Source organism: Pseudorhodoferax sp. Leaf265 (genome assembly GCF_001422365.1).
Taxonomy (GTDB): Bacteria; Pseudomonadota; Gammaproteobacteria; order Burkholderiales; family Burkholderiaceae_C; genus Pseudorhodoferax.
This window is the reverse complement of sequence record NZ_LMMT01000010.1, coordinates 39,732-65,772: the sequence shown is the minus strand read 5'-3', so window position 1 is coordinate 65,772 and position 26,041 is coordinate 39,732. Positions and strand designations below refer to the sequence as shown.

At 70.1% G+C, this 26,041-nt stretch carries 24 protein-coding genes; 11 read left to right on the top strand and 13 right to left on the bottom strand.

What is annotated here, in order from left to right; genetic code table 11:
• Positions 1–6: 6 nt before the first annotated feature.
• The 4 genes from ASF45_RS10740 (at position 7) to ASF45_RS10725 (ending at position 4,502) form a co-directional block, all read left to right on the top strand.
• Positions 7–987, top strand: a complete 981-nt coding sequence (locus tag ASF45_RS10740) for a tripartite tricarboxylate transporter substrate binding protein (RefSeq protein ID WP_056661296.1) — start codon at positions 7–9, stop codon at positions 985–987.
• A complete protein-coding gene (locus ASF45_RS10735) occupies positions 984–1,778 on the top strand; it encodes an SDR family oxidoreductase (RefSeq protein WP_056661293.1) in 795 nt (264 codons plus the stop codon). The genes ASF45_RS10740 and ASF45_RS10735 overlap by 4 nt, the downstream gene beginning before the upstream one ends.
• A gap of 13 nt (positions 1,779–1,791) precedes the next feature.
• Positions 1,792–2,568, top strand: coding sequence for an enoyl-CoA hydratase/isomerase family protein (locus ASF45_RS10730; RefSeq protein WP_056661290.1), 777 nt, complete (start codon positions 1,792–1,794; stop codon positions 2,566–2,568).
• A gap of 176 nt (positions 2,569–2,744) precedes the next feature.
• A complete protein-coding gene (locus ASF45_RS10725; RefSeq protein ID WP_056661287.1) occupies positions 2,745–4,502 on the top strand; it encodes a diguanylate cyclase in 1,758 nt (585 codons plus the stop codon).
• A 7-nt stretch (positions 4,503–4,509) separates the two neighbouring features.
• Here ASF45_RS10725 and ASF45_RS10720 read toward each other — a convergent pair whose 3' ends face one another.
• Both ASF45_RS10720 and ASF45_RS10715 read right to left on the bottom strand, forming a co-directional pair.
• Entirely contained in the window at positions 4,510–5,661 is a 1,152-nt protein-coding gene (locus tag ASF45_RS10720) for an alpha-hydroxy acid oxidase (protein WP_056661284.1), read from the bottom strand.
• 205 nt (positions 5,662–5,866) lie between these two features.
• The gene (locus ASF45_RS10715; RefSeq protein WP_056661282.1) at positions 5,867–7,528 is read right to left on the bottom strand and encodes an L-lactate permease; all 1,662 of its coding nucleotides are present in this window, start codon (positions 7,526–7,528) and stop codon (positions 5,867–5,869) included.
• A 315-nt stretch (positions 7,529–7,843) separates the two neighbouring features.
• Between ASF45_RS10715 and ASF45_RS10710 the strand changes: the two genes are divergently transcribed.
• Positions 7,844–8,806: a tripartite tricarboxylate transporter substrate binding protein gene (locus tag ASF45_RS10710; protein WP_056661279.1), complete on the top strand. Its 963-nt coding sequence runs from the start codon at positions 7,844–7,846 to the stop codon at positions 8,804–8,806.
• Here ASF45_RS10710 and ASF45_RS10705 read toward each other — a convergent pair whose 3' ends face one another.
• Entirely contained in the window at positions 8,807–9,757 is a 951-nt protein-coding gene (locus tag ASF45_RS10705) for a hydroxymethylglutaryl-CoA lyase (RefSeq protein WP_056661276.1), read from the bottom strand.
• 139 nt (positions 9,758–9,896) lie between these two features.
• Here ASF45_RS10705 and ASF45_RS10700 point away from each other — a divergent pair, with 139 nt between their 5' ends.
• Positions 9,897–11,060, top strand: coding sequence for a CaiB/BaiF CoA-transferase family protein (locus tag ASF45_RS10700; RefSeq protein ID WP_056661272.1), 1,164 nt, complete (start codon positions 9,897–9,899; stop codon positions 11,058–11,060).
• Here the strand turns inward: ASF45_RS10700 and ASF45_RS10695 are convergent.
• On the bottom strand, positions 11,052–11,942 hold the full coding sequence (locus ASF45_RS10695; RefSeq protein WP_056661269.1) for a LysR substrate-binding domain-containing protein: 891 nt from the start codon (positions 11,940–11,942) through the stop codon (positions 11,052–11,054). The two genes, ASF45_RS10700 and ASF45_RS10695, sit on opposite strands and share 9 nt — an antisense overlap.
• 86 nt (positions 11,943–12,028) lie before the next feature.
• Between ASF45_RS10695 and ASF45_RS10690 the strand changes: the two genes are divergently transcribed.
• A complete protein-coding gene (locus ASF45_RS10690) occupies positions 12,029–12,961 on the top strand; it encodes a hypothetical protein (protein ID WP_056661266.1) in 933 nt (310 codons plus the stop codon).
• A 17-nt stretch (positions 12,962–12,978) separates the two neighbouring features.
• Here ASF45_RS10690 and ASF45_RS10685 read toward each other — a convergent pair whose 3' ends face one another.
• Genes ASF45_RS10685 through ASF45_RS10665 form a run of 5 tightly spaced genes read right to left on the bottom strand, consistent with a single transcriptional unit; the run spans position 12,979 to position 17,225 of the window.
• The gene (locus tag ASF45_RS10685; RefSeq protein ID WP_056661263.1) at positions 12,979–13,512 is read right to left on the bottom strand and encodes a TIGR00725 family protein; all 534 of its coding nucleotides are present in this window, start codon (positions 13,510–13,512) and stop codon (positions 12,979–12,981) included.
• A 1-nt stretch (position 13,513) separates the two neighbouring features.
• Positions 13,514–14,335: an ABC transporter permease gene (locus ASF45_RS10680; protein ID WP_200932145.1), complete on the bottom strand. Its 822-nt coding sequence runs from the start codon at positions 14,333–14,335 to the stop codon at positions 13,514–13,516.
• Positions 14,332–15,405: an extracellular solute-binding protein gene (locus tag ASF45_RS10675; protein ID WP_056661261.1), complete on the bottom strand. Its 1,074-nt coding sequence runs from the start codon at positions 15,403–15,405 to the stop codon at positions 14,332–14,334. Before ASF45_RS10675 ends, ASF45_RS10680 begins: the two co-directional genes overlap by 4 nt.
• A 27-nt stretch (positions 15,406–15,432) precedes the next feature.
• Positions 15,433–16,461 (bottom strand): ABC transporter ATP-binding protein, encoded by a 1,029-nt coding sequence (locus tag ASF45_RS10670; RefSeq protein WP_056661258.1) that lies wholly within the window; start codon positions 16,459–16,461, stop codon positions 15,433–15,435.
• Entirely contained in the window at positions 16,458–17,225 is a 768-nt protein-coding gene (locus ASF45_RS10665) for an ABC transporter permease (RefSeq protein ID WP_056661255.1), read from the bottom strand. Before ASF45_RS10665 ends, ASF45_RS10670 begins: the two co-directional genes overlap by 4 nt.
• Positions 17,226–17,392: 167 nt before the next feature.
• Here ASF45_RS10665 and ASF45_RS10660 point away from each other — a divergent pair, with 167 nt between their 5' ends.
• From ASF45_RS10660 to ASF45_RS10645, 4 genes are all read left to right on the top strand, one after another.
• A complete protein-coding gene (locus ASF45_RS10660; RefSeq protein WP_056661249.1) occupies positions 17,393–18,289 on the top strand; it encodes a LysR substrate-binding domain-containing protein in 897 nt (298 codons plus the stop codon).
• Between the two features lie 104 nt (positions 18,290–18,393).
• Positions 18,394–19,254, top strand: coding sequence for a carboxylating nicotinate-nucleotide diphosphorylase (gene nadC, locus ASF45_RS10655; RefSeq protein ID WP_056661246.1), 861 nt, complete (start codon positions 18,394–18,396; stop codon positions 19,252–19,254).
• Positions 19,255–19,256: 2 nt separating this feature from the next.
• Complete coding sequence (locus ASF45_RS10650) at positions 19,257–20,234, top strand: tripartite tricarboxylate transporter substrate binding protein (RefSeq protein WP_156472948.1); 978 nt, start codon at positions 19,257–19,259, stop codon at positions 20,232–20,234.
• Positions 20,235–20,298: 64 nt separating this feature from the next.
• Positions 20,299–21,333, top strand: coding sequence for an RNA methyltransferase (locus tag ASF45_RS10645; RefSeq protein WP_056661242.1), 1,035 nt, complete (start codon positions 20,299–20,301; stop codon positions 21,331–21,333).
• Between the two features lie 8 nt (positions 21,334–21,341).
• Here the strand turns inward: ASF45_RS10645 and ASF45_RS10640 are convergent, their stop codons facing one another.
• The 4 genes from ASF45_RS10640 to ASF45_RS10625 all read right to left on the bottom strand — a co-directional run bounded on the left by ASF45_RS10640 (position 21,342) and on the right by ASF45_RS10625 (position 26,025).
• A complete protein-coding gene (locus ASF45_RS10640; RefSeq protein ID WP_056661238.1) occupies positions 21,342–22,403 on the bottom strand; it encodes a malate/lactate/ureidoglycolate dehydrogenase in 1,062 nt (353 codons plus the stop codon).
• Between the two features lie 101 nt (positions 22,404–22,504).
• Complete coding sequence (locus ASF45_RS10635) at positions 22,505–24,031, bottom strand: UxaA family hydrolase (RefSeq protein ID WP_056661234.1); 1,527 nt, start codon at positions 24,029–24,031, stop codon at positions 22,505–22,507.
• 25 nt (positions 24,032–24,056) lie between these two features.
• On the bottom strand, positions 24,057–25,451 hold the full coding sequence (locus ASF45_RS10630; RefSeq protein WP_056661231.1) for a TRAP transporter large permease: 1,395 nt from the start codon (positions 25,449–25,451) through the stop codon (positions 24,057–24,059).
• 16 nt (positions 25,452–25,467) lie between these two features.
• Entirely contained in the window at positions 25,468–26,025 is a 558-nt protein-coding gene (locus tag ASF45_RS10625) for a TRAP transporter small permease (RefSeq protein WP_056661229.1), read from the bottom strand.
• Positions 26,026–26,041 lie beyond the last annotated feature (16 nt).

Sequence of the window (26,041 nt, the reverse complement as noted above, 5' to 3'; positions counted from 1 at the left end):
AACCCGATGCAGCAAGACGTCACGCGCCGCCAGGCCCTGGCCTTCACCACGTTCGCCCTCGCCGGCCTGCCCGCACTGGCGCAGCAGGACTTCCCGAACAAGCCGCTGCGCATGGTCGTGCCCTACGCACCGGGCGGCGGCACCGACACCATCGGCCGGCTGATGGCCACCAAGCTCGGCGAGAACTGGAAGGCCACGGTCGTCGTGGAAAACAAGCCCGGTGCGGGCGGCGTGATCGGCAACGACATGGTGGCCAAGGCACCGGCCGACGGCTACACCATCCTGATGGCCATCACCGTCATGGTGCAGCACCCGGCATTGATGCCCAAGCTGCCCTACGACCTGCTGAAGGACTTCCAGCCGCTGGCCGTGGCGGCGCGTTCGGCCGACCTGCTGCTGGTGCACCGCGATGTGCCGGCCAACACGGTCGAGGAGTTCGTGAAGCTGGCCAAGGCCGACCCGCGCACCTACGCGCTGGGTTCCTACGGCAACGGCACCTCGGGCCACATCCACGCGGCCATGCTCAACCAGCAGGCCGGCCTGGACCTGTCGATCGCGCACTACAAGGGCGCCGGCCCGCTGATGGCCGACCTGCTGGGCGGCCAGGTCAAGGCGGGCTTCCTCGATGCCACGACGGCGGCCGCGCAGATGGCCGGCGGGCGCGTGAAGGTGCTGGGCGTGACGGGCGCGCGCCGCTCACCGCTGGCGCCCAACGCGCCGACCTTCACCGAGCTGGGCTACAAGTCCTTCGAGCCCTACGGCTGGTTCGCGCTGTTCACGCAAGCCGGCACGCCGCCGGCCATCGCCAAGAAGCTGTCCGACGAACTCATCGCCATCCTGGCCCAACCCGAGGTGCGCAAGCGCCTGGAGGAGCTGGGCCTGTTGCCGGGCGGCGAGCCGGTCGCCGAGTTCGCGAAGGAGATGCGCCGCGACCTGGACATCTGGGGCAGGGTCATCCGCGAAGCCAACATCAGGATCGACCAATGAACACCCCGTTCTTCGACTTCAAGGGCCACCACGTCTTCGTGGCGGGTGGCTCCTCCGGCATCAACCTGGCGATTGCCGATGCGTTTGCGCAGGCGGGTGCCAAGCTGTCCATCGCCAGCCGCTCGGCCGAGCGCATCGCGGGCGCCGTGGCGCAGCTGCGCGCCCACGGTGGCGAGGCCGAAGGCTACAGCGCCGACGTGCGTGAGGCTTCTGCCATCGAGGCCGCGCTGCAGGCCGCGCACGGACGCTTCGGCCCCATCGACGTGCTGGTCTCGGGTGCGGCCGGCAACTTCGTCGCGCCGGCGCTGGGCATGTCGTCCAAGGGCTTCAAGACCGTGGTCGACATCGACCTGATTGGCGGCTTCAACGTGGTGCGCGCCGCCCATGCCTTCCTGCGCAAGCCGGGCGCTTCGGTGCTCAACATCTCGGCGCCGCAGGCCGCCAATCCGACCAGGCTGCAGGCCCATGTCTGCGCGGCCAAGGCCGGGTTGGACATGATGGTGCGCGTGCTGGCCATGGAGTGGGGGCCGGACGGCATCCGCGTGAACTCGCTGGTGCCCGGCCCGATCGCCGGCACCGAGGGCATGAAACGCCTCGCGCCCGACGCCGCGGCCGAGAAGCGGGTCACCGATTCCGTGCCGCTGGGCCGCATGGGCAGCACGCAGGAGATCGCCAACATGGCCCTGGTGCTGGCCTCGCCGCTGGCCAGCTACGTGACCGGTGCCATCGTGAACGTGGACGGTGGCAGCTCGTTGCCGGGCGGGCGCGACCTGGGCGCGAGCCCGCAATGACGCAGGAGCATCGATGAGCAAGATCCGTTTCGAACAGCAGGGCGCCACCGCCATCCTGACGCTGGACGACCAGCCCGTGCGCAACGCGCTCTCGCCCGAGATGCGCGTGGAAGTGGCCGAGGTGGTCGAGCGCGTGCGCACCGACGCCGGCATCCGCGCGCTCGTGATCACCGGCGCCAACGGGCATTTCTGCTCGGGTGGCGACCTGCGCAACATCGCCCATGCCGGCCTGGACAACGCCGGCTGGCGCGACCGCCTGCACCTGCTGCACGGCTGGCTGGCCAAGCTGCTTGCCCTGGACAAGCCCGTGGTCTGCGCGGTCGACGGCGCGGCCTACGGCGCGGGCTTCGGCCTGGCGCTGGCCGGCGACTTCATCGTCGCCACGCCGCGTGCGCGCATGAGCGTGTCCTTTCTGAAGGTCGGCCTGGTGCCGGACTGCGGCATCTTCTACACGCTGCCGCGCGTCGTCGGTCCGCAGCGTGCGCGCGAACTCATGCTGTCGGCGCGCGAGGTCAGGGCCGACGAAGCCCTGCGCCTCGGCATCGCGATGGAAGTGGTCGAGGCCGACCAGCTGCTGCCGCGCGCGCTGGCGCTGGCCCAGAGCTTCGAGGGCGCCTCGCCCATGGCCGTGAGCCTCATCAAGCGCGCCTGCGCGTCCACGGGCGACCTGGTCGGCCAGCTCAACCTGGAGGCCGACGCCCAGGCCCTGGCCATGGGCTCGCCCGAGCACAAGAGCGCGATCCAGGATTTCCTGCACAAGCGTCCGCCCAAGTTCTCCTGGCCGGAGTAGGCGCACCGCGCCATTCGGCGTACAGACTGTTGCACGGGCGCTGCGACAATGCGCCGCTTTGCCGTGGGGCGGTGCGCAATGGGGCGCCCGTTGTCGTGCGGGCGTCCGGGTGCCGATCGATGTGCAGGGCTCTGGGGTGGCTGTGGGGAGTCTGTCTGTGGCTCTGTGCCGGCGCGGTGTCGGCCCAGGCCGTGCAGGTCGTGCCCGGGCAGGGCCAGGTGGTGCTGCACGAGGCCGTGGAGGTGCTCGAAGACCCCACGGGCCAGCTGACGTTGGACGCGGTGCGCGGCCAGCGCTTCGCGCCACCCACGGGCGGCTTGTCCAGCTTCGGCTTCACCTCGTCCGCCTACTGGTTCCGTTTCACGCTGGACAACCCCGGCACCACCACGCTGGCACGGGTGCTGGTGCTGCGCACCAATTGGCTGGACACCGTGGACCTGTACGCGCCCGGGGTGGACGGCCAGACCACCCACCGCCGTTTCGGTGACACGCTGCCGTTCGGCGAACGCGAGGTCGACGCGCCGCAGTTCGTGCTCAGCCTGCCGGTCGCACCCGGCCCGCACACCTACTACCTGCGCATCACCAGCGCGCAGGCCTTCATGACGCCCATGGAGCTCTGGGAGCTCAAGGCCTTCCACGAGAGCGACCGGCTCTGGTCGGCCTACTACGGCATGTTCTACGGCATCCTGGCCGTGATGGTGCTCTACAACGCCTTCATCTGGACGTCCACGCGCGACCGCAACTACCTGGCCTACTGCGCCTATCTGCTGTCGTTCTTCCTCATGAACGCCTCCTACAACGGCTTCGCCTACCAGTACTTCTGGCCCGAGTCGCCGCGCTGGAGCAACTGGGCCCACACGCCCTTCATCTTCGGCTTCCAGGCCATGGCGCTGTGGTTCTCGATGCAGTTCCTGGAGTCGCGCCAGCGCACGCCGCGCGTGCACCGCGTGATGCAGGCCTACCTCGCGCTGACGCTGGTGGCCTGGGTGGTGGTGTCGCTGTCGGGCGACCTGGTGGCCTACAACGCGGCACCCGTGTACTTCATCTTCCTGGGCACGCCGCTGATCCTGACCGCCGGCCTGCGCGCCTGGCTGCGCGGCTACCGCGCGGCGCGCTTCTTCGTGCTCGCCACCATGGCCAGCCTCACGGGCAGCTTCGTCACCGCGCTGACGGTCAGCGGCTTCCTGCCCTACACCTTCGTGCATTTCCACGCGGCCGAGTTCGGCATCCTCGTCGACGTGGTGCTGCTCTCGCTGGCACTGGCCGACCGCATCAACCTGCTGCACCAGCAGCGCCGCGCGGCGCAGGCGCAGGCCACGCGCCAGCGCCTGCAGGCGTCGTTCCAGCTGGAGAAGGCCAACATCCGGCTGGAGCAGCAGGTGCAGGAGCGCACGGCCGAACTGGCGCGCGCACGCGACGAGGCCGAGCAGCTGGCGCGGCTGGACGCGCTGACCGGCGTGGCCAACCGCCGCTCGTTCCAGGAAGTGGCCGAGCGCGAATTCCTGCGCGCGCGGCGCTACGGGCACCCGCTGGCGGTGCTGGTGTTCGACATCGACCTGTTCAAGCAGGTCAACGACACCCATGGCCATGCCGCGGGCGACATGGTGATCCGCGCCGTGGCCGGCATCGTGCGCGGTGCGGTGCGCGAGGTGGACTTCCTGGCGCGCATCGGCGGCGAGGAGTTCGCGGTGCTGCTGCCCGAGGTGCAGCTGCTGGACGCCCAGCGCACGGCCGAACGCCTGCGCGAGCTCATTGCCGACTGGCGCGGCGCGTTCGAAGGCCAGGCGCTGCGATGCACCGCCAGTTTCGGCGTCAGCACCATCGAGGCGGACGACCCCGGCTTCGACACCGTGCTGCAGCGTGCCGACCACGCCATGTACGCGGCCAAGCAGGCGGGCCGCGACCAGGTGAGCGTCTACAGCTCCTTGTTCTGATCTGCGCTCAGCCCGGGATCGTTCCCGGCAGCAGGATGCGCTTGTCCACGTTCTGGATGTCGGTGTGGCCGCAGAAGGCCATGGTCACGTCCAGCTCCTTGTGCAGGATCTGCAAGGCCTTGGTGACACCCGCTTCGCCCATGGCACCCAGGCCGTAGGCCATGGCGCGGCCGATCATGGTGCCGCGCGCGCCCAGGGCCCAGGCCTTGAGCACGTCCTGGCCGCCGCGGATACCGCCGTCCATCCACACCTCGGTCTTGCTGCCCACGGCATCGACGATGGGCGGCAGCGCCTCGATGGAGCTGGGCGCGCCGTCGAGTTGGCGGCCGCCGTGGTTGCTGACCACGATGGCGTCGGCACCGGCGTCCACGGCCAGCTGCGCGTCCTCGGGCACCATGATGCCCTTCAGGATCAGCTTGCCGCCCCATTGCTTCTTGACCCATTCGATGTCGGCCCAGGACAGGCGCGGATCGAACTGCTCGTTGGTCCAGGCCGACAGCGAGCGCATGTCGCTCACGCCCTTCACATGGCCCACCAGGTTGCGGAAGGTGCGGCGCTGGGTGCCCAGCATGCCGAGGCACCAGCGCGGCTTGGTCGCCAGGTTGACGATGTTGCGCAGCGTGGGCCGCGGCGGCGCCGTGAGGCCGTTCTTGAGGTCCTTGTGGCGCTGGCCGATCACCTGCAGGTCCAGCGTGAGCACCAGCGCGCTGCACTTGGCGGCCTTGGTGCGCTCGATCATGCGGGCCATGGCGTCGCGGTCGCGCATCATGTAGAGCTGGAACCAGAACGGCGCGGTGGTGTTCTCGGCGATGTCTTCGATGGAGCAGATGCTCATGGTCGACAGCGTGAACGGGATGCCGAACTTCTCGGCCGCGCGCGCCGCGTGGATCTCGCCGTCGGCATGCTGCATGCCCGTCAGGCCCACGGGCGCGATGGCCACGGGCATCTTGGCGGCCTGGCCCACCATGGTGGTGGCCGTGCTGCGGTTCTCCATGTTCACGGCCACGCGCTGGCGCAGCTTGATCTTGTGGAAGTCGGCCTCGTTGGCGCGGTAGGTGCCTTCGGTCCACGAGCCGGAATCGGCGTAGTCGTAGAACATGCGCGGCACGCGCTTCTCGGCCAGGACCCGCAAGTCCTCGATGGTGGTGATGACGGTCATGGCCTGATTTTCTCTGTTGCGTGTCCAGCGTGCGGAATGGTTGGTTGCCGGCATGCGGAGGCGCTGGCAGGACGCGGGGCGAAGGGCCGCGGAGCAGGCCATGCCAGCAGACGCCGCGGAACGGGCTTTGCCCGGCCGCTGGCGGCGCCCCCTCGAGGGGGGATGAAACTTCTACACGCAGTGAGAAGTTCAAACGGGGGTGGGTTCACCTCACCACCATCAGGGTGAACGGCCAGACGTAGGCCTGCATCGTGACGTACAGCCCGACCAGGCAGGCCAGCGCGATCGAGTGGAAGAACACGTAGCGCAGGATCTCGCCTTCCTTGTTGAACCAACGCGTGGCCGTGGAGGCCACGACGATGGACTGCGCGTCGATCATCTTGCCCATCACGCCGCCCGAGCTGTTGGCCGCGCCCATGAGGTTGGGCGACAGGCCCAGCTGCTCGGCCGCGACCTTTTGCATGCCGCCGAACAGCACGTTCGAGGCCGTGTCCGAGCCCGTCAGCGCCACGCCGATCCAGCCCATCAGCGTGCCGAAGAAGGGGTACAGCACGCCGGTGTTGGCGAAGGCCAGGCCCAGCGTGGTGTCGGTGCCCGAGAAGCGCGTCAGCGTGCCCAGGGCCAGCATCAGCACGATGGTCAGCAGCGAGTACTTGACCAGCCAGAAGGTCTTGAAGAAGGTGCGCACGATGGCGACCGGGTTGTACTTCATGACCAGCGCCGAGACGATGGCCGCCAGCAGGATGCCGGTGCCGGTGGCCGACAGCAGGTTCAGCGTGTAGACGGCGGCCTCGGGGTGCGGCGTGGGCACGACCGGCGGCACCTTCATGATCAGGTTGTGCAGGCCCTCGATCGGGAACTTGGGCGCGAACAGGCCGTTGAGCCAGGCCTTGACGGGCGGCAGGCCCCAGACGAACACGAAGATCGAGAGGATGGCCCAGGGCGTCCAGGCGGCGACCAGCGCCTCCTTGGAATGGCGCACCACGGGCTGCGGCGGCTTGGCTTCGGCGGCGCTCGGGTCCTTGCCGCGCATGGCCGGCGAGGTCCAGACCTTCCTGGGCTGCCAGACGCGCAGGAAGGCGACCAGGCTGAGCATGGAGACGATGGCGGCGATGATGTCCACGAGCTCCGGGCCCATGAAGTTGGACACCAGGTACTGCGGGATCGCGAAGGACAGGCCGGTGACGAGGATCGCGGGCCAGATCTCCAGCATGCCCTTGCGGCCGGCAAAGGCCCAGATCAGCCAGAACGGCACCAGCAGCGAGAAGAAGGGCAGCTGGCGGCCGATCATGGCCGTGACTTCCATGAGGTCGTAGCCATGCACCTGGGCCAGCGTGATGACCGGCGTGCCCAGCGCGCCGAAGGCCACGGGCGCGGTGTTCGCGATCAGCGACAGGCCCGAGGCGGCCAGCGGCGAGAAGCCCAGGCCGATCAGGATCGCGGCCGTCACGGCCACGGGCGTGCCGAAGCCGGCCGCGCCCTCGAAGAAGGCACCGAAGCAGAACGCGATCAGCAGCAGCTGGATGCGGCGGTCCTCGGTGATGCCCGAGAGCGAGTCCTGCAGCACCTTGAAGCTGCCGTTCTGCTCGGTCAGCTGGTGCAGGAAGATGATGTTCAGCACGATCCAGCCGATCGGCAGCAGGCCCGTGAAGCCGCCCAGCATGGCGGCGCGGCCGGCCATGTCGGCCGGCATGCCGTAGGCGAACACGGCCACGACCAGCGCGGCGACCAGGCCCATGCCGGCGGCGATGTGGGCCTTGATGTGGAAGAAGCCGAGGGCTCCGAGCATCACGATCACCGGAATCGCCGCGAGCGCGGTCGATAGGAACATGTTGCCGAAGGGGTCGTAAATCTGCTGCCAGGTCATGGCGGGTCTCCTGCCGGTATTGAAAAAGTGGTGGTGCAGCGGGCACGGAGCGGCGGGCGCCCGGGTGCGCGGTGCACGGCGCGTCGGACTGTAGGGCGCGCGGTCGCTGCAGGGTTTGAAATGCCGGCGGCGGGCTTGTGAAGGTTTTTCACGCGGATGGACGCCGTGGTTGTCAGCGCCGTGTCAGTCGGCTGGTGCCGTCGCGCTGCGCGATGCGTGGCCGAAAAAAATGCACGCAGCCAGCCACGCGGGCCGGGATCATGGACCGGCACGGGGGCGGGAGCAACCCCCCGGCCACGACAACAAGGAGACGACATGGACCGCAGACAACTGCTGGCCAGCGCCCTCGCGCTGGCCGCTGCCGCGCCAGCGCGCGGGCAGGCCTTCCCGAACAAGCCGATCCGCATGATCGTGCCGTTCCCGCCCGGTGGCGGCACCGACTTCATGGCGCGCACCGTGTCCATGCGGCTGGCCGAGTCCACGGGCTGGACCGTGGTGCCCGACAACAAGGCCGGTGCCGGCGGCACCATCGGCGTGGCCGAGGCGGCCAAGGCCGAAGCCAGCGGCCACACGCTGCTGCTGGGCCAGCTCGACAACCTGGGCGTGGCGCCCCTCTTGTACAAGGGCCTGGCCTACCAGCCGCAGCGCGACCTGCAGCCCGTCACCAACGTGGCGGACTTCCCCATCATCCTGCTGACCTCGTCCGCCTCGCCTTACAGGACGCTGGCCGACGTGGTGGCGGCCGCGCGCGAGCCTGGACGCATCACCTTCGCCTCGGCCGGCAACGGCACGGTCTCGCACCTGGTGGGCGAGCTGTTCCAGCTGCGTGCGGGCGCGAAGATGCAGCACATCCCGTACAAGGGGTCGGCGCCCGCGCTCGTGGACGTGGTCAGCGGCCAGGTCACGGTGCTGTCGTCCTCGATCCCCTCGGCGCTGGCCCAGGTGCAAGCCGGCAAGCTGCGGCCGCTGGCCGTGAGTTCGGCGCGGCGCAGCGCCATCCTGCCGGACGTGCCGACGATTGCCGAGAGCGGCGTGCAGGACTTCGACGTGAACGTCTGGTACGCCGTGTTCGCGCCGGCCGGCGTGCCCGCGCCCGTGGTGGCGCAGCTCAACGCCGCGCTGGGCAAGGTGCTGCAACTGCCCGAGCTGCTGAGCGCCGTCCACGCCCAGGGCGGCGAGGTGCGGCCCGGCACGCCGCAGGCGCTGGGCGAGCGCCTGGCCGCCGACATCGCGCAGTGGCGCGAGGTCATCGCGACCGCGAAGATCCAGCTCGAATAGTCAGCCGACGGCGGCAGCCTGGGCTTCCGCGGCATAGCGCCGCAGCCGCGGGCCGGCGCGCATGACCTGCCCCGGCAGCGGCCGGCCCAGCACGCGCTCGAGTTCGCGTGCGGCCTCGCACAGCGCGTCCAGGTCGATGCCGGTGGCAATGCCCAACTGCTCCATGAGGTGCACGGTGTCCTCGGTGCAGACATTGCCCGTGGCACCGGGCGCGAACGGGCAGCCGCCCGTGCCGGCCAGCGCGGCCTCGTAGCGTGTGACGCCCAGCGCCAGGCCTTCCATGACATTGGCCAGGCCCAGGCCGCGCGTGTTGTGGAAATGCAGTGCCACCGGCAGCTGCGGCACGCGCGCGGCCAGGCGCTGCACGGTGGCGCGCACGAGTGGCGGCGTGGCCATTCCCGTGGTGTCGCCCAGCGTGAGGCCAGAAAAGCCGAGTTCGGCGAACTGCCGCGCGATGGCCTCGACCTGGTCCAGCGCCACGTCGCCTTCGAACGGACAGCCGAAGGCGCAGGCGATGGCGCCGTGCAGGCGCATCGGCGCGCCGCGCGCGATGGCGGCGATCTCGCGCATGTCCTGCAGCGAGTCGGCGATGCTGCGGTTCAGGTTCTTGCGGTTGTGCGTCTCCGAGGCCGAGAGGAAGACCACCGCCTCGTCGGCATCGGCGGCCAGCGCGCGCTCCACGCCCTTGCGGTTGGGGGCCAGCACCGAGAGCTGCACGCCCGGGCGGCGCCGCACCGTGGCCAGCAGTTCGGCCGCGTCGCGCAGCTGCGGCACGGCGCGCGGCGAGACGAAGGACGTGGCCTCGAAGTGGCGCACGCCGGCGTCCATGAGCCGCTCCAGCAGCGCGACCTTGGTGGCGGTGGGCACGAACGCGGCCTCGGACTGCAGGCCGTCGCGCAGGCCGACCTCGGTGATGCGGACCTGGGCGGGGTAGGTGGGGGACGTGGGCATGCGGGATCTCCTGCGGCCAGCATAGCGGCGCGGGCCGGTGCTGGCTTGGCCGATGGGCAGGGCGGCATCGCCAAATGCGATGCGTGGGCGCTGCGCATGCCGCAAGATCGCGCCTGCTTCAGACACAGGAGATTTCTTCATGCAGTTGAGCGGCATCCGCGTCATCGATCTGACGCGCATCCTCTCCGGCCCGTTCTGCACCATGCTGCTCGCCGACATGGGGGCCGACGTCGTCAAGATCGAGGCGCCCGAGGGCGACCCGGTGCGCGGGCAGGGCGAGATCGTCGACGGCATGAGCTGGTACTTCGCCGCGTTCAACCGCAACAAGCGCTCGGTGCGGCTGGACCTCAAGTCCGAGGCCGGCATGGCCGCGCTGCGCCGGCTCATCGCAGGCGCCGACGTGGTGGTCGACAACTTCCGCCCGGGCGTGATGGAGCGCATGGGCCTGGGCTGGGAGCCGCTGCGCGCGCTGGCCCCCGGCATCGTGCACACCAGCGTGACCGGCTTCGGCCCTTCCGGCCCCTATGTGGACCGGCCGGCCTTCGACTTCATCGCCCAGGCCATGAGCGGCTTCATGAGCATGAACGGCACGCCCGAGACCGGCCCCATGCGCAGCACGCTGCCGGTCAGCGACCTGATCGCGGGCTGCTACGCCGCGCTCGGCACGGCCGCCGCGCTGGTGCGGCGCGCGCGCACGGGGCAGGGCGAGCGCGTGGGCGCCTCTCTGGTGGACGGGCTGATCAGCTTCGGTGCTTTCGCGAGCGCGGACTTCCTGGCCACTGGCAGGCTGCCCGTGCCGACCGGCAACGACCACCTGCTCGTCGCGCCCTACGGCCTGTTCACGGCCAGCGACGGCGAGATCGCGGTCGCGCCGTCCAACGATGCGGTCTACCACAAGCTTCTGCAGGCCTTGGACCTCACGCACCTGCGCGAGGACCCGCGCTTTGCCACCAACGCACTGCGCGTGCAGCACCGTGCCGCGATCAATGCGCATGTGAACGTGGCCGTCTCGCGCCACGACAAGGCGCACTGGATCGCCACGCTCAACGCGGCCGGCGTACCCTGCGGCACCGTCATGAACCTGGCCGAGGTCTACAGCGACCCGCAGGTGCTGTCGCAGCAGATGCTGCTGGAGGTGGAGCACCCGGGCCACGGGCCGGTGCGCATGAGCGGCTTTCCGGTCAAGTTCTCCGAGGCGCCGTGCGCCGTGCGCCTGCCGGCGCCGGACCCGGGCGCGCACACGGCCGAGGTGTTGCGCGAGGCCGGGCTCAGCGAGGCCGAGATCGCGGTGCTGTCAGCCTAGGGCCGCCGCCTGCAGGTGGGCCAGCAGCAGCCGGCTCGCGTTGGGCAGGCCCTCGCCTGCGCGCACGCAGATCTTGAGTTCGCGTTGCGCCCAGCCGTCCGTCAGCGCGATGGTGGCCAGGCCGTCGCCCGCGTACAGCGCCAGCGCCTCGCCCGGCATCACGCCCACGCCGAAGCCGGCCTTGACCATGGCGACCATGGCGTCGTAGGAGGTCACCTGAAAGCGCATGCGCAGCGGCAGGTTGGCGGCTGTGGCCGCGCGCATCAGCATTTCGTTGCCGGCGCTGCCGCGGTGCATGCCGACCTGGTCGTACGCCAGCGTGTCGGCATAGGCCAACGCGCGGTGGCCGGCCAGCGGGTGCGCCGCCGGCACCACCAGCACCATGCGGTCGCGCCGGTACGGGAACACCGTGAGGCCCTGCAGGTCCAGCGCGCTCGTGAAGATGCCGATGTCGGCCGCGTTGTCCAGCACCAGCCGCGTGACGACCGAGCTCACGCGCTCCTCCAGGTCGATTTGCACGCGCGGGTGCTGGCGCGCGAAGCGGGCCAGGTCGTTCGGCAGGAACTGCGTGATCGACGAGAGGTTGGCCGCCAGCCGCACGTGGCCGGCTGCGCCGCTGGCCTGGTCACGGATGGTGTCGGCCAGGCCCTCGGCGTTGTGCAGCAGCTGGCGTGCGCCGCGTGCCAGGTTGCGGCCGGCCTCGGTCGGCTCGACGCCGCGCGCGCGGCGGATCAAGAGCGGCGTGCCGACCTGGCGCTCGAGCTCGGAGATGCGCTTGCTGAGCGCCGAGGTCGCGATGTGCTCGCGCTCGGCCGCCGCGGCGATCGTGCCTTCCTCGACCACGGCGACGAAGAGTTGCAGCGAATAGAGGTTCAGGCGCACCGGCAAGGTCTGCGGGGGGGGGGAGGGCGAATGATAGAAGCGTGGCGACGGCACAATGCGGAGCCGTTCCCGCCGCCCCACGCCCTTTGTCCGAAGCCTCCCCACCGTCTCAGCCGATCACCGCCGAACTGGTGGCCGTGCTCGTCGCCGTGACGGCCGGGCAGGCGCGCATCCTGACCACGCACAAGGGGCTGGCGCTGCCCAGCGGGCCGTTCGAGCAGACGCACCGCTCGCTGCAGGCCGGCATGCGCGCCTGGATCGAGCGGCAGACGCACCACCCGATCGGCTACATCGAGCAGCTCTACACCTTCGCCGACCGCGACCGTGCGCGCGACCAGGGCCGCCGCGTGATCTCGGTCAGCTACCTGGGCCTCACGCGCGAGGCCGCGGCCATCGACGAAGCCAGCGGCTGGCGCGACTGGTACCGCTACTTCCCCTGGGAAGACCGGCGCTCGGATGCGGCCGAGGCCTTGCTGGCCGGCCAGATCCTGCCGGCCCTGGCAGCCTGGCGCGATGCCGCGCCCGACGCCGCCAGCGCGCAGCAGCGCCGCCTGCGCGTGGACACGGCCTTCGGCCTCGGCGGCTCGGCCTGGAACGAGGACTTCGTGCTGCAGCGCTACGAGCTGCTGTTCGAAGCCCGCCTGGTGCCCGAGGCCCTGGGCCGCAGCCGCGCCGGCGCGCCCGTGCTGCCCACGGGCCAGCCCATGCGCGAGGACTTCCGCCGCATCCTGGCCACCGGCATCGCGCGGCTGCGCGCCAAGATCAAGTACCGGCCCGTGGTGTTCGAACTCATGCCCGATGCCTTCACGCTGCTGCAATTGCAGCAGACCGTGGAGGCGCTGGCCGGCCATGCGCTGCACAAGCAGAACTTCCGCCGCCAGGTCGAGCAGCAGGCCCTGGTCGAGGAGACCGGCGCGCTGGCGCAGGGCGGCTCGGGCCGGCCGGCCATGCTGTTCCGCTTCCGTGACGACGTGCTGCTCGAGCGCGCGATCTCGGGCAGCAAGCTGCCGTTCAAATGAAGTGGGCGGCGGTGCGCTCAGGCCGGCAGGGCCAGCAGCGCATCGACCAGCCGGGCCAGCATGTCCTGGACATCGGTCACCTGCACCGCGCCGGGCAGCGCCACGTCGCCATGCAGCACGAACACCGGCGTGCCCCACTTCAGGCCCAGCGCCATCTCCGACAGCGTGCCCATGTTGCCGCCGATAGCGGCCAGGCACAGCGCGCTGCGGGCCACCAGCGCGTTGCGCATCTCGCCCATGCCGGTGGCGATGGCCACGCTGAGCCACGGATTGGCGTTGCGCGTGTCTTCCTCGGGCAGGATGCCGATGGCGATGCCGCCGCCTTCGCGCGCGCCGCGCGAGGCGGCCGCCATCACGCCGCCGCGGCCGCCGCAGACGATGGCCATGCCGGCCTGGGCCAGGGCGTGGGCGACTTCCTGGGCGGCCGCGCAGACCTGGGCGTCGCCGTCGCCTGGCCCGATGATGCCGACCGGCCGCATGTGGCGCTGCGCACCCTGCTGGCGCTGGGCCAGGCGCTGCAGCGCCTCGGTCAGCGCGGCCGGATAGTCCATGTCAGTGCCCGGCTGCGCCACCGCGTTCTCTTCTGCGTGCAATCACATCTCCCAAGCCCATCACCACGACGCACAGCGCCATCAACAGCAGCGACAAGGCCGCCGCCACACCGAAGTCGGACCCGCCGTCACCCACCTGCGCATAGAGCATCAGCGGCAGGATGTTGAGCTGTGTGCCGACCAGCGCCAGCGCCGTGCCGTAGGTGCCCATGGCGATGGCCGCGACCAGGCAGGCGTTGGACAGCACCGAGGGTGCGACCTCGGCCAGCACCGTGTCGCGGAACGCGCGCCAGCGCGTGGCGCCCAGCGTGCGTGCGGCCTGCATCGGCCGCAGGTCCAGGTTCACGAACACGGGGTACAGCGACAGCGCCACGCGCGGCACCAGGTAATAGGCATAGGCCATGCCCAGGCCCACGGCGCCGTAGATCCAGCTGCCCACCTCGGCCGGATCGGCGCCCAGGCCGGCCAGCAACTGCGTGACGAAGCCGGCGCGGCCGAAGGCCAGGATGAAGCCGTAGGCGATCACCAGGCCCGAGAAGGCCAGCGGCAGGCTCAGCAGCGTCATCATCCAGTGCCTGCGGGCCGGCGGCTGGCGTGCCAGCTCCACGGCCACCGCGGTGCCGACCAGGGCCGACACCGCACCCGCCGTGAGCCCCAGCGCCAGCGTGTTGCGCAGTGCGCCGGGCAGGAGCGGGTTGGCGAACAGTCGCGCGAACGCGCCACCGCCGTCGCCCAAGGCCTCGGGCAGCAGGGCGCCCAGCGGCAGGGCAAAGAACACCGCCATGAAGGCCCAGGCGGGCCAAGCGCCGAAGCGGCGGATCATTTCAAGGTCGCTTGCGTCCAGAGCTGGTCGACCTCGGCCTTCTTGGCCGAGGCTTTCACCACATCCAGCGGGCGGATCTGCGGGGCCGCGGGCATCTTGGCCGCCACGTCGGCCGGCAGCGCGGTGCCCGGCACGGCAGGCCGCACGTAGCCCTGCGCGAACAGCTGCTGGCCGGCGCTGCTCATGATGAAGTTCAGCCACAGCTTGCCGGCGTTGGGATTGGGGCCGTTCTTGACCAGGCTGATCGCGTAGGGCGCGGCCACGCTGGCCTCCTTGGGGATCACCACCTCGCAGGCGTCGCCCATGCCGTCCACATGCTTGGCCTTCAAGCCGTCGTTCTCGTAGCTGATCCAGATCGGGATCTCGCCCTTGAGGAACTTGGCGTAGGGCGTGGTGCCCTCCACGCGCTGCACGTTGCCGGCCGCGTGCAGCTTGCCCAGGAAGTCGGTGCCGGGTTTGACGTCGTCCACGCTGCCGCCGTTCGCATAGGCCGCGGCGAACACCAGCACCTGGCCCACGCCGGTGCTGCGCGGATCCAGGTAGCTCACCGCGCCCTTGTACTCGGGCTTGAGCAGGTCGGCCCAGCCGGTGGGCACGTTCTTTACGAGCTTCTTGTTGACCAGGAAGGCGATGTTGAGCGTGTGGATCGTGAACCAGCGGCCTTCTTCCTCGCGGAACACGGGCGGCAGCTTGTCGAAGCCGATCGGCTTGAAGGGCGCGACCACGTCCTTCTTGGCTGCGTCCACGGCCGAGGCCGCGAAGTAGTAGGCCGTGTCGGCCTGCGGACGGCGGCGCATCTTCTCCAGCGCCACCACGGTGGCGGCCGAGCCCAGGTCGTTGTAGGTCAGCTCGATCTCGGGGTAGCGCTTCTTGAAATCGCGGAACAGCGACTTCCAGTTGGCCCATTCCGGCCCGGTGTCGAACGACACGCACATGCCTTCCTTCTTCGCTTCTTCGTACAGCGCCTTCTCGCCGGCGTACAGCTCGGCGCCGTCGAAGGCGTGGCTGCGGGTGGCCAGGGCGGCCAGCGGCAGTGCGCCGGCGGCCTGGATCAGTTGTCTGCGTTGCATGCGGGTTCTCCTTGTCGAGGTGGGCGCTCAGTCGTCGAGCAGGCGGATGGATTCGGGGGCGATGGCGATGGCCGTGGTGGCACTCCTGCGTCCTTCGGCCAGGAAGGGCCGCGGCGCGCCGGCCACCTCGAAGTCGTAGCGCGTCATTGCCCCCAGGTAGCGGGCCGCACCGGGCCGGCCTTCCAGCCGGTTGGGGGCGCCGGGGGCGGGGTCGGCCTGTACATGCTCGGGTCGGACCAGCACATGCACGGCCTGGCCGACGGGGCGGCTGCCGGTGGGCGTGGCCAGCTGGGCAAAGCCCACGTCGACGCGGCCCGGCGCCGCCACCTTGCCGGTCAACAGCGTGGACAGGCCGACGAACTCGGCCACCGCGCGCTGGGCCGGACGTTCGTACAGCTCACGCGGCGTGGCCATCTGCAGCAGCCGTCCTTCCTTCAGCACGGCGACGCGGTCGGCCATGGTCAGCGCCTCTTCCTGGTCGTGGGTCACCAGCAGCGTGGTGGCGCCGAAGCGCTGCTGCAGCGCACGGATCTGGTCGCGCAGGTGGCCGCGCACGCTGGCGTCCAGGGCCGACAGCGGCTCGTCCAGCAGCAGCGCGCGCGGGTCGATCGCCAGCGCGCGTGCCAGCGCCACGCGCTGCTGCTGCCCGCCCGAGAGCTGGGTCACGGCGCGCTCGGCGTGGTCGATCAGGCCGACCACCTCCAGCAGTTCGCGCGCACGGGTGCGCCGCTGCGCCACAGGCTGCTTGCGCAGCGCCAGGCCGTAGGCCACGTTGTCCTGCACCGACAGATGGGGGAACAGCGCGTAGCTCTGGAACACCATGCCGATGCCGCGCTGGTGCACCGGCGTGCCGGCCATGTCCTGCCCGGCCAGCGCGATGCGGCCGCTGTAGCCCGTCTCCAGCCCGGCGACCAGCTTGAGCAGCGTGGACTTGCCGGAGCCGCTGGGGCCGATGACGGCGACCAGCTCGCCGGAACCGACCTCGAACGAGATGCCGTGCAGGCCCTGTGTGCTGCCGGGATAGCGGTAACTGACGTGGTCGAAAACGAGGCTCATGGTTTCTTGCGCAGGGCGGAGGACGACAGCAGCGCGGCGATGCAGGCCAGCATCAGCAGCACGACCGTGGCGGCGCAGGCGAAGCCCGTGGCGCCGTAGAAGGCCTGCAGCAGCACCACCGGATAGGTGCGGTTCTGGAAGCCCGCCAGCAGGTTGGACAGGTTGAATTCGCCGATCGACAGCGCCGCCACCATGACCAGCCCCGACAGCAGGCTCTGCTGCAGGCTGGGCAGCACGATGCCGGTGAAGCGCTGCCACTCGGTGGCGCCCAGCGTGGCGGCGGCCTGCTCGAGCCGCTCCAGCCCCAGGTGGCGCAGGTCGGTCAGCAGCGTGTTGGTCAGGTAGGGCAGGGTGGCGATGGCATGCGCCCCGATCAGCAACGGCGTGCTGCCCAGCCAGGGCATGGCGTCGGTGTTGAACACGATCATGTAGCCGAAGCCCAGCGTGATGGCCGGCACCGCCACCGGCATGGCGCTGACGATGCGCGAGGCCAGCGCATGGCCACGGCGTGCGCCGTGGTACAGCGCATAGGCCAGCGGCAGGGCCAGCACGGCGTCGATGGCGCATGCCGCCAGCGCCACCGTCAGGCTGCTGCCGAAGGCTTTGCGGAACGACGGATCGGTCCACAGGTCGCCGTACCACTGGCCGGTGAAGCCGGAGGGCAGCAGGCTGTTGGTCCAGCTCTGGCCGAAGCTGCCGACCACCAGCAGCGCCATCGGCAGCAGCAGGTACAGGCCATACACCAGGGAAATGCTGCGGACCATGTCTCCGAATCCTGTGAGGTGCCGCAACACTTTCCGGTTGCGACGGTTCAATCGTTCAATGTGGGTGAATTCTAGGGAGAGGTTCACCGTCTCGGGGTGACATTCAGATGACTTCTGTTGAGTGGATGGAAAATGTCGCCACTGTTCTGCTCAAGCATCCAGCCCCCATGAAACGCAACTGCCCCACCATGCAGGAACTGCTGGCCTTCGATGCCGTGGCCCGCTACTCCACGCTGACCCAGGCGGCTGGTGCGCTGTGCATCACCATCGGTGCGGTCAGCAAGCAGGTCGCCGGGCTGGAGTCCTTCCTGGGTGTGACGCTGCTGGCCAAGCAGGGGCGCGGCGTGCAGCTCACGCCGGCGGGCCGGGCCTATTGGCAGAAGATTGCGCCGGGCCTGCGCGCCATCGAAACCGCGACCTACGAGGCCCGCTCCGGGGGCGCCGGCGTGGGCCTGCTGACGCTGGCCAGCGTGCCGACCTTCCTGACGCGCTGGCTGATCCCGCGCCTGCCTGCCTTCCGGCGCCTGCATCCGCAGATCACGCTGAGCTTCAGCCGGCATCTGGACCCGTCCGACGGCATTCCGCCGCAGGTGGATGCGGCGATACGCTACAGCCCGGGAGAGTGGCCCGGTGTCGTGGCCGAGTACATCGCGGGCCGCGAGTTCGTGCTGATCGCCTCCGACGCCCTGGCCGGCGGCCAGCACCGCATCCTGCGGCCGGAGGATCTGCTCGGCCACACCTTGCTGCATCACGAAGAGGCGCCCAGCGCCTGGCCATTGTGGGCAGCGCAGCACGGCGTGCCCGAGGCGCAGGTCGCGGCGGGGCCACGCTTTGCGCAGTATTCGGCGCTGATCCAGGCGGCACGCAGCGGGCTGGGCGTGGGCATCGCGCCGCGCGTGCTGGTCGAGGACGAACTGGCCGACGGCGCCTTGCACAGCCCCTGCGGTACACCGGTCTCGGTGGACCAGGGGCACTACCTGTGCTTTCGGCCCGACCGCATGCACCTGCCTGCGTTCGCGGCGTTCCGCAGCTGGCTGCTGGAGCAGGCGACCGGGCCCGAATGACCGGGGGCGGCATGGCGACGGCGGCGGGACTGGACTTATGCTCGAATTAAGTATAAAAACGCGGCCTGGGTTTTTTTGACCACTTAATACTCAAGTTGAGCAATATGGACATCCGACCGACCTGTGTGCCGCCGCTGCCCCAAGCCATGCTGGAACCGCTGGTGCGCGCCGCGCTGCTGGAAGACCTGGGCCGTGCCGGCGACATCACGAGCAACGCCGTGGTGCCGCCCGACGCACGCAGCCGCTTGACGCTGGTCGCGCGCCAGCCTGGCGTGCTGGCCGGACTGGACCTGGCGCGGCTGGCCTTCACGCTTTGCGACCCGGCCACCGCCTGGCAGTCGCTGCTGGCCGATGGCGCGCGGCTGGTGCCGGGCAGCGCGATCGCGCAGATCGAAGGCCCGGCGCGCGCCATCCTGATGGCTGAGCGCACGGCGCTGAACTTCCTGGGCCACCTGTCGGGCGTGGCCAGCGCCACGGCGCGCATTGCCGATGCCATTGCACACACGCCCGCGCGCGTGACCTGCACGCGCAAGACGCTGCCGGGCCTGCGCGCCGTGCAGAAGTATGCGGTGCGCGTGGGCGGTGGCAGCAACCACCGCTTCGGCCTGGACGATGCCATGCTGATCAAGGACAACCACATCGCCATCGCGGGCAGCCTGCGCACGGCCGTGGAGCGCGCGCGCGCAGCCATCGGCCACATGGTGCAGATCGAGCTGGAGGTCGACACGCTGGCGCAGCTGCGCGAGGCGCTGGAGCTCAAGGTGCCCATCGTGCTGCTCGACAACATGGACCTGCCCACGCTGCGCGAGGCCGTGCGCCTGACGGCCGGCCGCGCCGTGCTCGAGGCCTCGGGCCGTGTGACCGTGGAGAGCGCGCCCGGCATCGCCGAGACCGGCGTGGACCAGATCGCGGTGGGCTGGATCACGCACAGCGCGGCCGTGCTCGACATCGGTCTGGACGCCTGACCATGCTGCGCAGACTGTTCCTGCACGCGGCACTGGCGGTGGTCGGCGTCGGCGTGGCCCACGCCGGCCCGGCCGACTACCCGAGCCGCCCCGTCACCATCGTCGTGACCTTCGCGCCCGGCGGCGGCACCGACCTGCTCGCGCGCAAGCTCGCGCCCGTGCTGCAGCAGGCCCTGGGCCAGCCCGTGGTGGTGGAGAACCGGCCCGGTGCCAGCGGCAACATCGGCGCCAGCCACGTGGCCAAGGCCGCACCGGACGGCCACACGCTGCTGATGGTCAACAGCTCCTTCGCGATCAACCCGGGCGTCTACGGCCCGCTGGAGTTCTCGCCCGCGCGCGACTTCGCGGCCGTGTTCAACGTGGGCTTCGTGCCCTCGGTGCTGGTGGTGCCGCCGGCCTCACCGCTGCGCAGCCTGGCCGACCTGCTGCAGGCCGCCAGGCCGCCGGCGGCGCCCGCGCTGTTCGCCTCCTGCGGCGCCGGCACGCCGCAGCACCTGGCCGGCGAGATGCTGCAGCTGGCCGCGCCCGTGCGCATGGCCCAGGTGCCCTACAAGGGCTGCGGCCCGGCGCTGACGGACGTGCTGTCGGGCCAGGTCGGCCTGGGCATCGTGACCGCCAGCAGCGCCGCGCCGCTGCTCGCGGCCGGCAAGCTGCGCGCGCTGGCCGTGACCTCGCCGCAGCGCACGGCGCAGCTGCCGGACGTGCCCACGGTGGCCGAGCAGGGCCTGGCCGGCTACGAACTCGACCAGTGGCATGGTTTGCTGGCACCGGCCGGCACGCCGGCAGCCGTGGTGCAGCGGCTCAACGAGGTGCTGGTGCAGGGCCTGGCCGACCCCGCCCTGCAGGCCCAGCTGCGCGGCCTGGGCTACACGCTCACGCAGGGCGAGCAGGGCACGCCGCAGGCCTTCGGCGCGCTCGTGGCGCGCGACCTGCGGCGCTTCGGCACGGTCACGGCGCAGCTGGGGCTGCGGCTGGATTGAGGAGGGCCGGTGCCAGCCGGCGACAATCCGCGCCCCGCCACCGCCGTCCGACGCCCGCGCGAAGATGACCCTCACCGAACTCCGCCAGCGCCTGCGCGCGCTGGGCGCGCTGCCGCTGCACGAGGGCCGCGTTCTGCGCCAATGGGCCCAGGGCCGCCCGCTGATCGACGGGGCACGGCGCTGGCACGACGACTTCTTCCCGCAGCGTGTGCGCGCAGACCTGCCGCAGCTGACGCGCGACCTGGCCGCGCTGGCCACGCTGCAGTCGCAGCACCCCGCTGAGGACGGTTCGGCCCGCTTGCTGGTCGGCTTGCAGGACGGCCAGTCCATCGAAAGCGTGCTGCTGCCGCGCGACGGCCTGTGCGTGTCCTCGCAGGTCGGCTGCGCGGTGGGCTGCCAGTTCTGCATGACGGGCCGCGAGGGCCTGGTGCGCCAGGTCAGCAGCGCCGAGATCGTGGCCCAGGTCGCGCTGGCACGCTCACTGCGGCCGGTGAAGAAGGTCGTCTTCATGGGCATGGGCGAGCCGGCGCACAACCTCGACCAGGTGATGGAGGCCATCGAGGTGCTGGGCCTGCACGGCAACATCGGGCACAAGAACCTGGTGTTCTCCACCGTGGGCGACCCGCGGGTGTTCGAGCGGCTGCCGCAAGGCCCGGTGAAGCCGGCGCTGGCCCTGTCGCTGCACACCAGCAAGCGCGCGCTGCGCGAGCAGCTGCTGCCGCGCGCGCCCAAGCTCACACCGGAGGAACTCGTCGCCGCGGGCGAACGCTATGCGCGGGCCACCGGTTACCCGATCCAGTACCAGTGGACGCTGCTGGACGGCGTGAACGACGGCGAGGACGAGATCGACGGCATCGTGCGCCTGCTCCAGGGCAAGTACGCGCTGCTGAACATGATCCCGTACAACACCATTCCGGGCCTCGCGTTCCGGCGGCCGGACTGGGACAAGGCCAAGGCCATCGCCCGCACGCTGCACCAGCGCGGCGTGCTGACCAAGCTGCGCGACTCGGCCGGCCAGGACATCGATGGCGGCTGCGGCCAGTTGCGGGCCCGGGCGGAAAAGCCGGTGCGCCTCATGCCCCGGGCCGCGGCCGGCTGACGGGGCCCTCAGCCCGTCACCGCGCACCCCACCTTGCGGCCGGCTTCGACGATCTCGGCCCAGGTCTGGTCGTCCACGGTGATGCCCGCGGCCGCGCGTGCCGTGCGTGCGGCACGCTCAGGTTCGCCGGCGATCTGCACCTTGTCGTGCCCCTGGCCCACCGGGCCCAGGCGCAGCCAGTCGACGAAGGCCAGCGCCTCCTGCTCGAACGTGGCCTGCGTGCCCAGCCTGGCCGGGTCGATCAGCACCGTCAGCATGCCGTTGAGCACGGTGCGGGCGGTGTCGGCCGGCCGGTGCCAGGTGCCGCCACCCGACAGCGCGCCACCGAGCAGCTCGCAGGCCACGGCCATGCCGTAGCCCTTGTGCTCGCCGAAGGTCATGAGCGCGCCGAACAGGCCATTGCTCTGCGGCACCACGACCACGCCGGGGTCGGTGGTCGGGCGGCCCAGCTCGTCGATCAGTGTGCCCTCGGGCACGCGCTCGCCCTTGTTGTGGGCCACGCGCATCTTGCCCTGGGCCTGGCGGCTGGTGGCGAAGTCGAGCACGAAGGGCTCCTGGCCTTGCAGCGGGACGCCGATGCAGCAGGGGTTGGTGCCGAAGCGCCCGTCGCCGCCGCCGAAGGGGGCGACCACAGGCCGCGACAGCACGTTGACGAAGTGCAGCGAGACCAGGCCCGCCGCGATCGCCATCTCGGCGAAATGGCCGATGCGGCCCAGGTGGTGGCTGTTGCCCACGGTCATGATGCAGCTGCCGTGCTGCCGGGCGCGTTCAATGCCCATCTGCATGGCCTGCTCGCCCACGACCTGACCGTAGCCGCGCTGACCGTCCAGCGCGAGCATGGTGCCGATGTCCACGGTGGCCTTGGCAGAAGTGTTGGGCTTGAGGCCGCCTTCGAGCACGGCGTCCACGTAGCGCGGCACCATGCCCACGCCGTGCGAGTCGTGGCCCGAGAGGTTGGCCAGGACCAGGTTGGCGGCGACCTTTTGGGCCTCGGCGGCATTGCTGCCGGCCGCCTGGATGACTTGCGCGACCTGCGCGGTCAGCTGTTCGGAAGAAATGGTTTTGCTCATAAGGGTTCCGAGGATATGCGGCCGCCCCAAGGCGGCCGCGCCTCCACCTCGGGGGGTGGAGTTACACGACCGAAGGGAGTGAAAAGCCGGGAGCTCACAGTTCACATGACGGCGCCGACCTGCCAGGGCACGAACTCGTTCTGCCCATAGCCATGTTTCTCGCTCTTGCTCTGCTGCCCCGAGGCCGTGGCCAGTACGAGTTCGAAGATGCGCTGGCCCATCTCCTGGATGCTGGCCTGGCCGTCGACGATCTCGCCGCAGTTGATGTCCATGTCCTCTTCCTGGCGCTGCCACAGCACGCTGTTGGTGGCAAGCTTGAGCGAGGGCGAAGGCGCGCAGCCGTAGGCCGAGCCGCGGCCCGTGGTGAAGCAGATCATGTTGGCGCCGCCGGCCACCTGGCCGGTCGCGCTGACGGGGTCGTAGCCCGGCGTGTCCATGTAGACGAAGCCATGGGCCGTGACGGGCTCGGCGTACTCGTAGACGGCCTCCAGGTTGCTCGTGCCGCCTTTGGCCACCGCCCCCAGCGATTTTTCGAGGATGGTGGTCAGCCCGCCAGCCTTGTTGCCGGGCGAGGGGTTGTTGTTCATCTCGCCTTCGTTGATGGCGGTGTAGCGCTCCCACCAGTGGATGCGCTCGACCAGCTTCTCGCCGACCTCGCGGCGCACGGCGCGGCGCGTGAGCAGATGTTCGGCCCCGTAGACCTCGGGCGTCTCCGACAGGATGGCCGTGCCGCCGTGGGCGACCAGGATGTCCACCGCCGCGCCGAGTGCCGGGTTGGCGCTGATGCCCGAGTAGCCGTCCGAGCCGCCACATTGCAGGCCGATGGTGATGTGGGCCGCGCTGCAGGGCGTGCGCTGCACGGCGTTGGCGCGCGGCAGCATCTCGTTGATGAGGGCGATGCCCTTCTCCACGGTCTTGCGCGTGCCGCCCGTGTCCTGGATGTTGAAGGTGCGAAAGTTCTCGCCCTCGGCCAGGTGGCCGGTGGCGAGCCAGGCGTTGATCTGGTTGGCCTCGCAGCCCAGTCCCACCACCAGCACGCCCGCGAAGTTGGCATGCGTGGCGTAGCCGGTCAGCGTGCGCGACAGGATCTGCATGCCAAGCCCGTCGCCGTCCATGCCGCAGCCCGTGCCGTGCGTGAGGGCCACCACGCCGTCCACGTTCGGGAAGGCCGCCAGCGCGGCCGGGTTGGTCTGGCGCGAGAAGTGGTCGGCGATGGCGCGCGCGGCCGTGGCCGAGCAGTTCACGCTGGTCAGCACGCCGATGTAGTTGCGCGTGGCCACGCGGCCGTCGGCACGCTGGATGCCCATGAAGGTGGCCTCGCGCTTCGCCGGCGCCGGCTTCACGTCGGCGCCGAAGGCGTAGTCGCGCGCGAAGTCGCCCTTGTCCGGCCCCATGTCCAGGTTCTGCGTGTGCACGTGCTCGCCCTGGGCGATGGGGCGGCTCGCGAAGCCGATGATCTGGTTGTAGCGGCGCACGGGCGCGCCCTGGGCGATGTCGTGCGCCGCCACCTTGTGGCCGGCGGGAACCAGGCCGCGCACCGTGAAGTTCTCAACGGTGGCGCCGCCGACCAGTTGGCTGCGTGCGATCACCACGTCGTCGGACGGGTGCAGGCGAATGAAGGGGGTCATCGTGGGGCCTCTTTCGGGCTGGAAGTCAGAAGAACATTTTCGGCAGCCACAGCACCAGCTGCGGCACGTAGGTGATCACCGCCAGGCTCAGCAGCAGCGGCACCAGCCAGGGCAGGATGGCCATGGTGGTGCGCTCGAAGGAGAGGCCCGCCACCCGCGCCAGCACGAACAGCACCAGGCCCATGGGCGGGTGCAGCAGGCCGATCATGAGGTTCAGCACCATCACCAGGCCGAAGTGCACGGGGTCGATGCCCAGTTGCAGCGCGATCGGCAGCAGGATGGGCACGAGGATGGTGATGGCCGCCGTGGGCTCCAGGAAGCAGCCCACGAACAGCATCAGCAGGTTGGCCAGCAGCAGGAACACCCAGGCTTCCTTGGTGAAGCCCAGCACCCAGGAGGCGATGTCGGTGGTCACGCCCGTGGCCGTCAGCATCCAGCCGAAGATCGACGCGGCAGCGACGATGAACAGCACGGTGGAGGTGGTCTCGATGGTTTCCAGGCAGACCTTGAGGAACATCTTCCATTGGAGCGTGCGGTACCAGGCGAAGCCCAGGATCATGGCCCACAGGCAGGCTGCGATGGCGCCCTCCGTGGGGGTGAACAGCCCGGTGCTCATGCCGCCGATCAGCAGCACGGGCGTCATGATGGGCAGCAGCGCCTCGAACTTGAACAGCTTGTCCAGGATGAACAGCGAGGCCAGGCCCGCGAACACCGTGGGCTGGGCCGGCAGGTCGAACTTGTCGACCAGCAGCCACAGGCCCAGCGGCCAGCCGACCACCACCGCCAGCTCCGACAGGGCCTTGATCAGGCGCGGCGCCGAGAACTTCATGTCGCGGCCCCAGCCGTTCTTGTGCGCGTAGTAGGTGACCGTGAGCATCATGAGGATGGTCATCAACAGGCCCGGCATCAGGCCCGCGAGGAACAGCGCGCCGATGGACACGTTGCCCATCATCCCGTAGATCACGAACGGCAGGCTGGGCGGAATGATGGGCCCCAGCGTGGCCGAGGCGGCCGTCACGCCGACCGCGAACTCGGTGCTGTAGCCGTGCTCCTTCATGGCCTTGATCTCGATGGTGCCGAGACCCGCGGCATCGGCGATGGCCGTACCGCTCATGCCGGCGAACACCACCGAGCCGACGATGTTCACGTGTCCCAGGCCGCCCTTGAGCCAGCCCACCAGAGACAGCGCGAAGTTGTAGATGCGCGTGGTGATGCCGGCGTTGTTCATCAGGTTGCCGGCCAGGATGAAGAAGGGCACGGCCAGCAGCGGAAAACTGTCGATGCCGCTGACCATGCGGTGCACCACCACGAAGGGCGGCAGGTTCCCCGACACCAGGATGTAGACCAGCGAGGCACCGGCCATGGCGATGGCCACGGGGATGCCGCCGGCCATGAACAACAGGAAGAAGATCTTGAGCATGGGCGCAGGTGCTGGGTTATCGGTCGTCGATGGTGGATTCGGGGCGTTCGAGCACGCTGTAGCCGCGCGCCCAGTGGATGCGCGCGACCTGCAGCGCGCGCCAGGCCATGGCGATGAAGCCGACCAGGCAGACGCCGTAGACGATGTTCATCGGCGCATCGACCACCGTCATGCGCGTGTTGCCGCCGATCTTGAGCATCATCTGTACCGTCATCACCGCCGCCGCGACGAAGAAGGCGATGCGCACCACGTCGACCACGCGCGACAGCCAGCGGCCCATCGCGGCCGGCATGTGGCGATAGAAGAAGTCGACCTGGATGTGGTTGTTTTTGTGCACGCCGATGGCGGCACCGATGAACACCACGCCGATCAGCATGTAGCGCGCGACCTCTTCGGTCCAGGCCGCGGAATCGTTGAGCACGTAGCGCGTGACGAACTGGTAGAGCACGGTGGCGCCCAGCAGCCAGAACAGGGCCAGTGCGGCCCAGCCCTCTGCGATGGTGCCGGACAGGTCCACCTCCTCGTCCTGCGCGTGGAAGTGCCCATCGTCGTCGATGATTTTTTGGTCTGCCATGTGTTCTCCGGGTGGC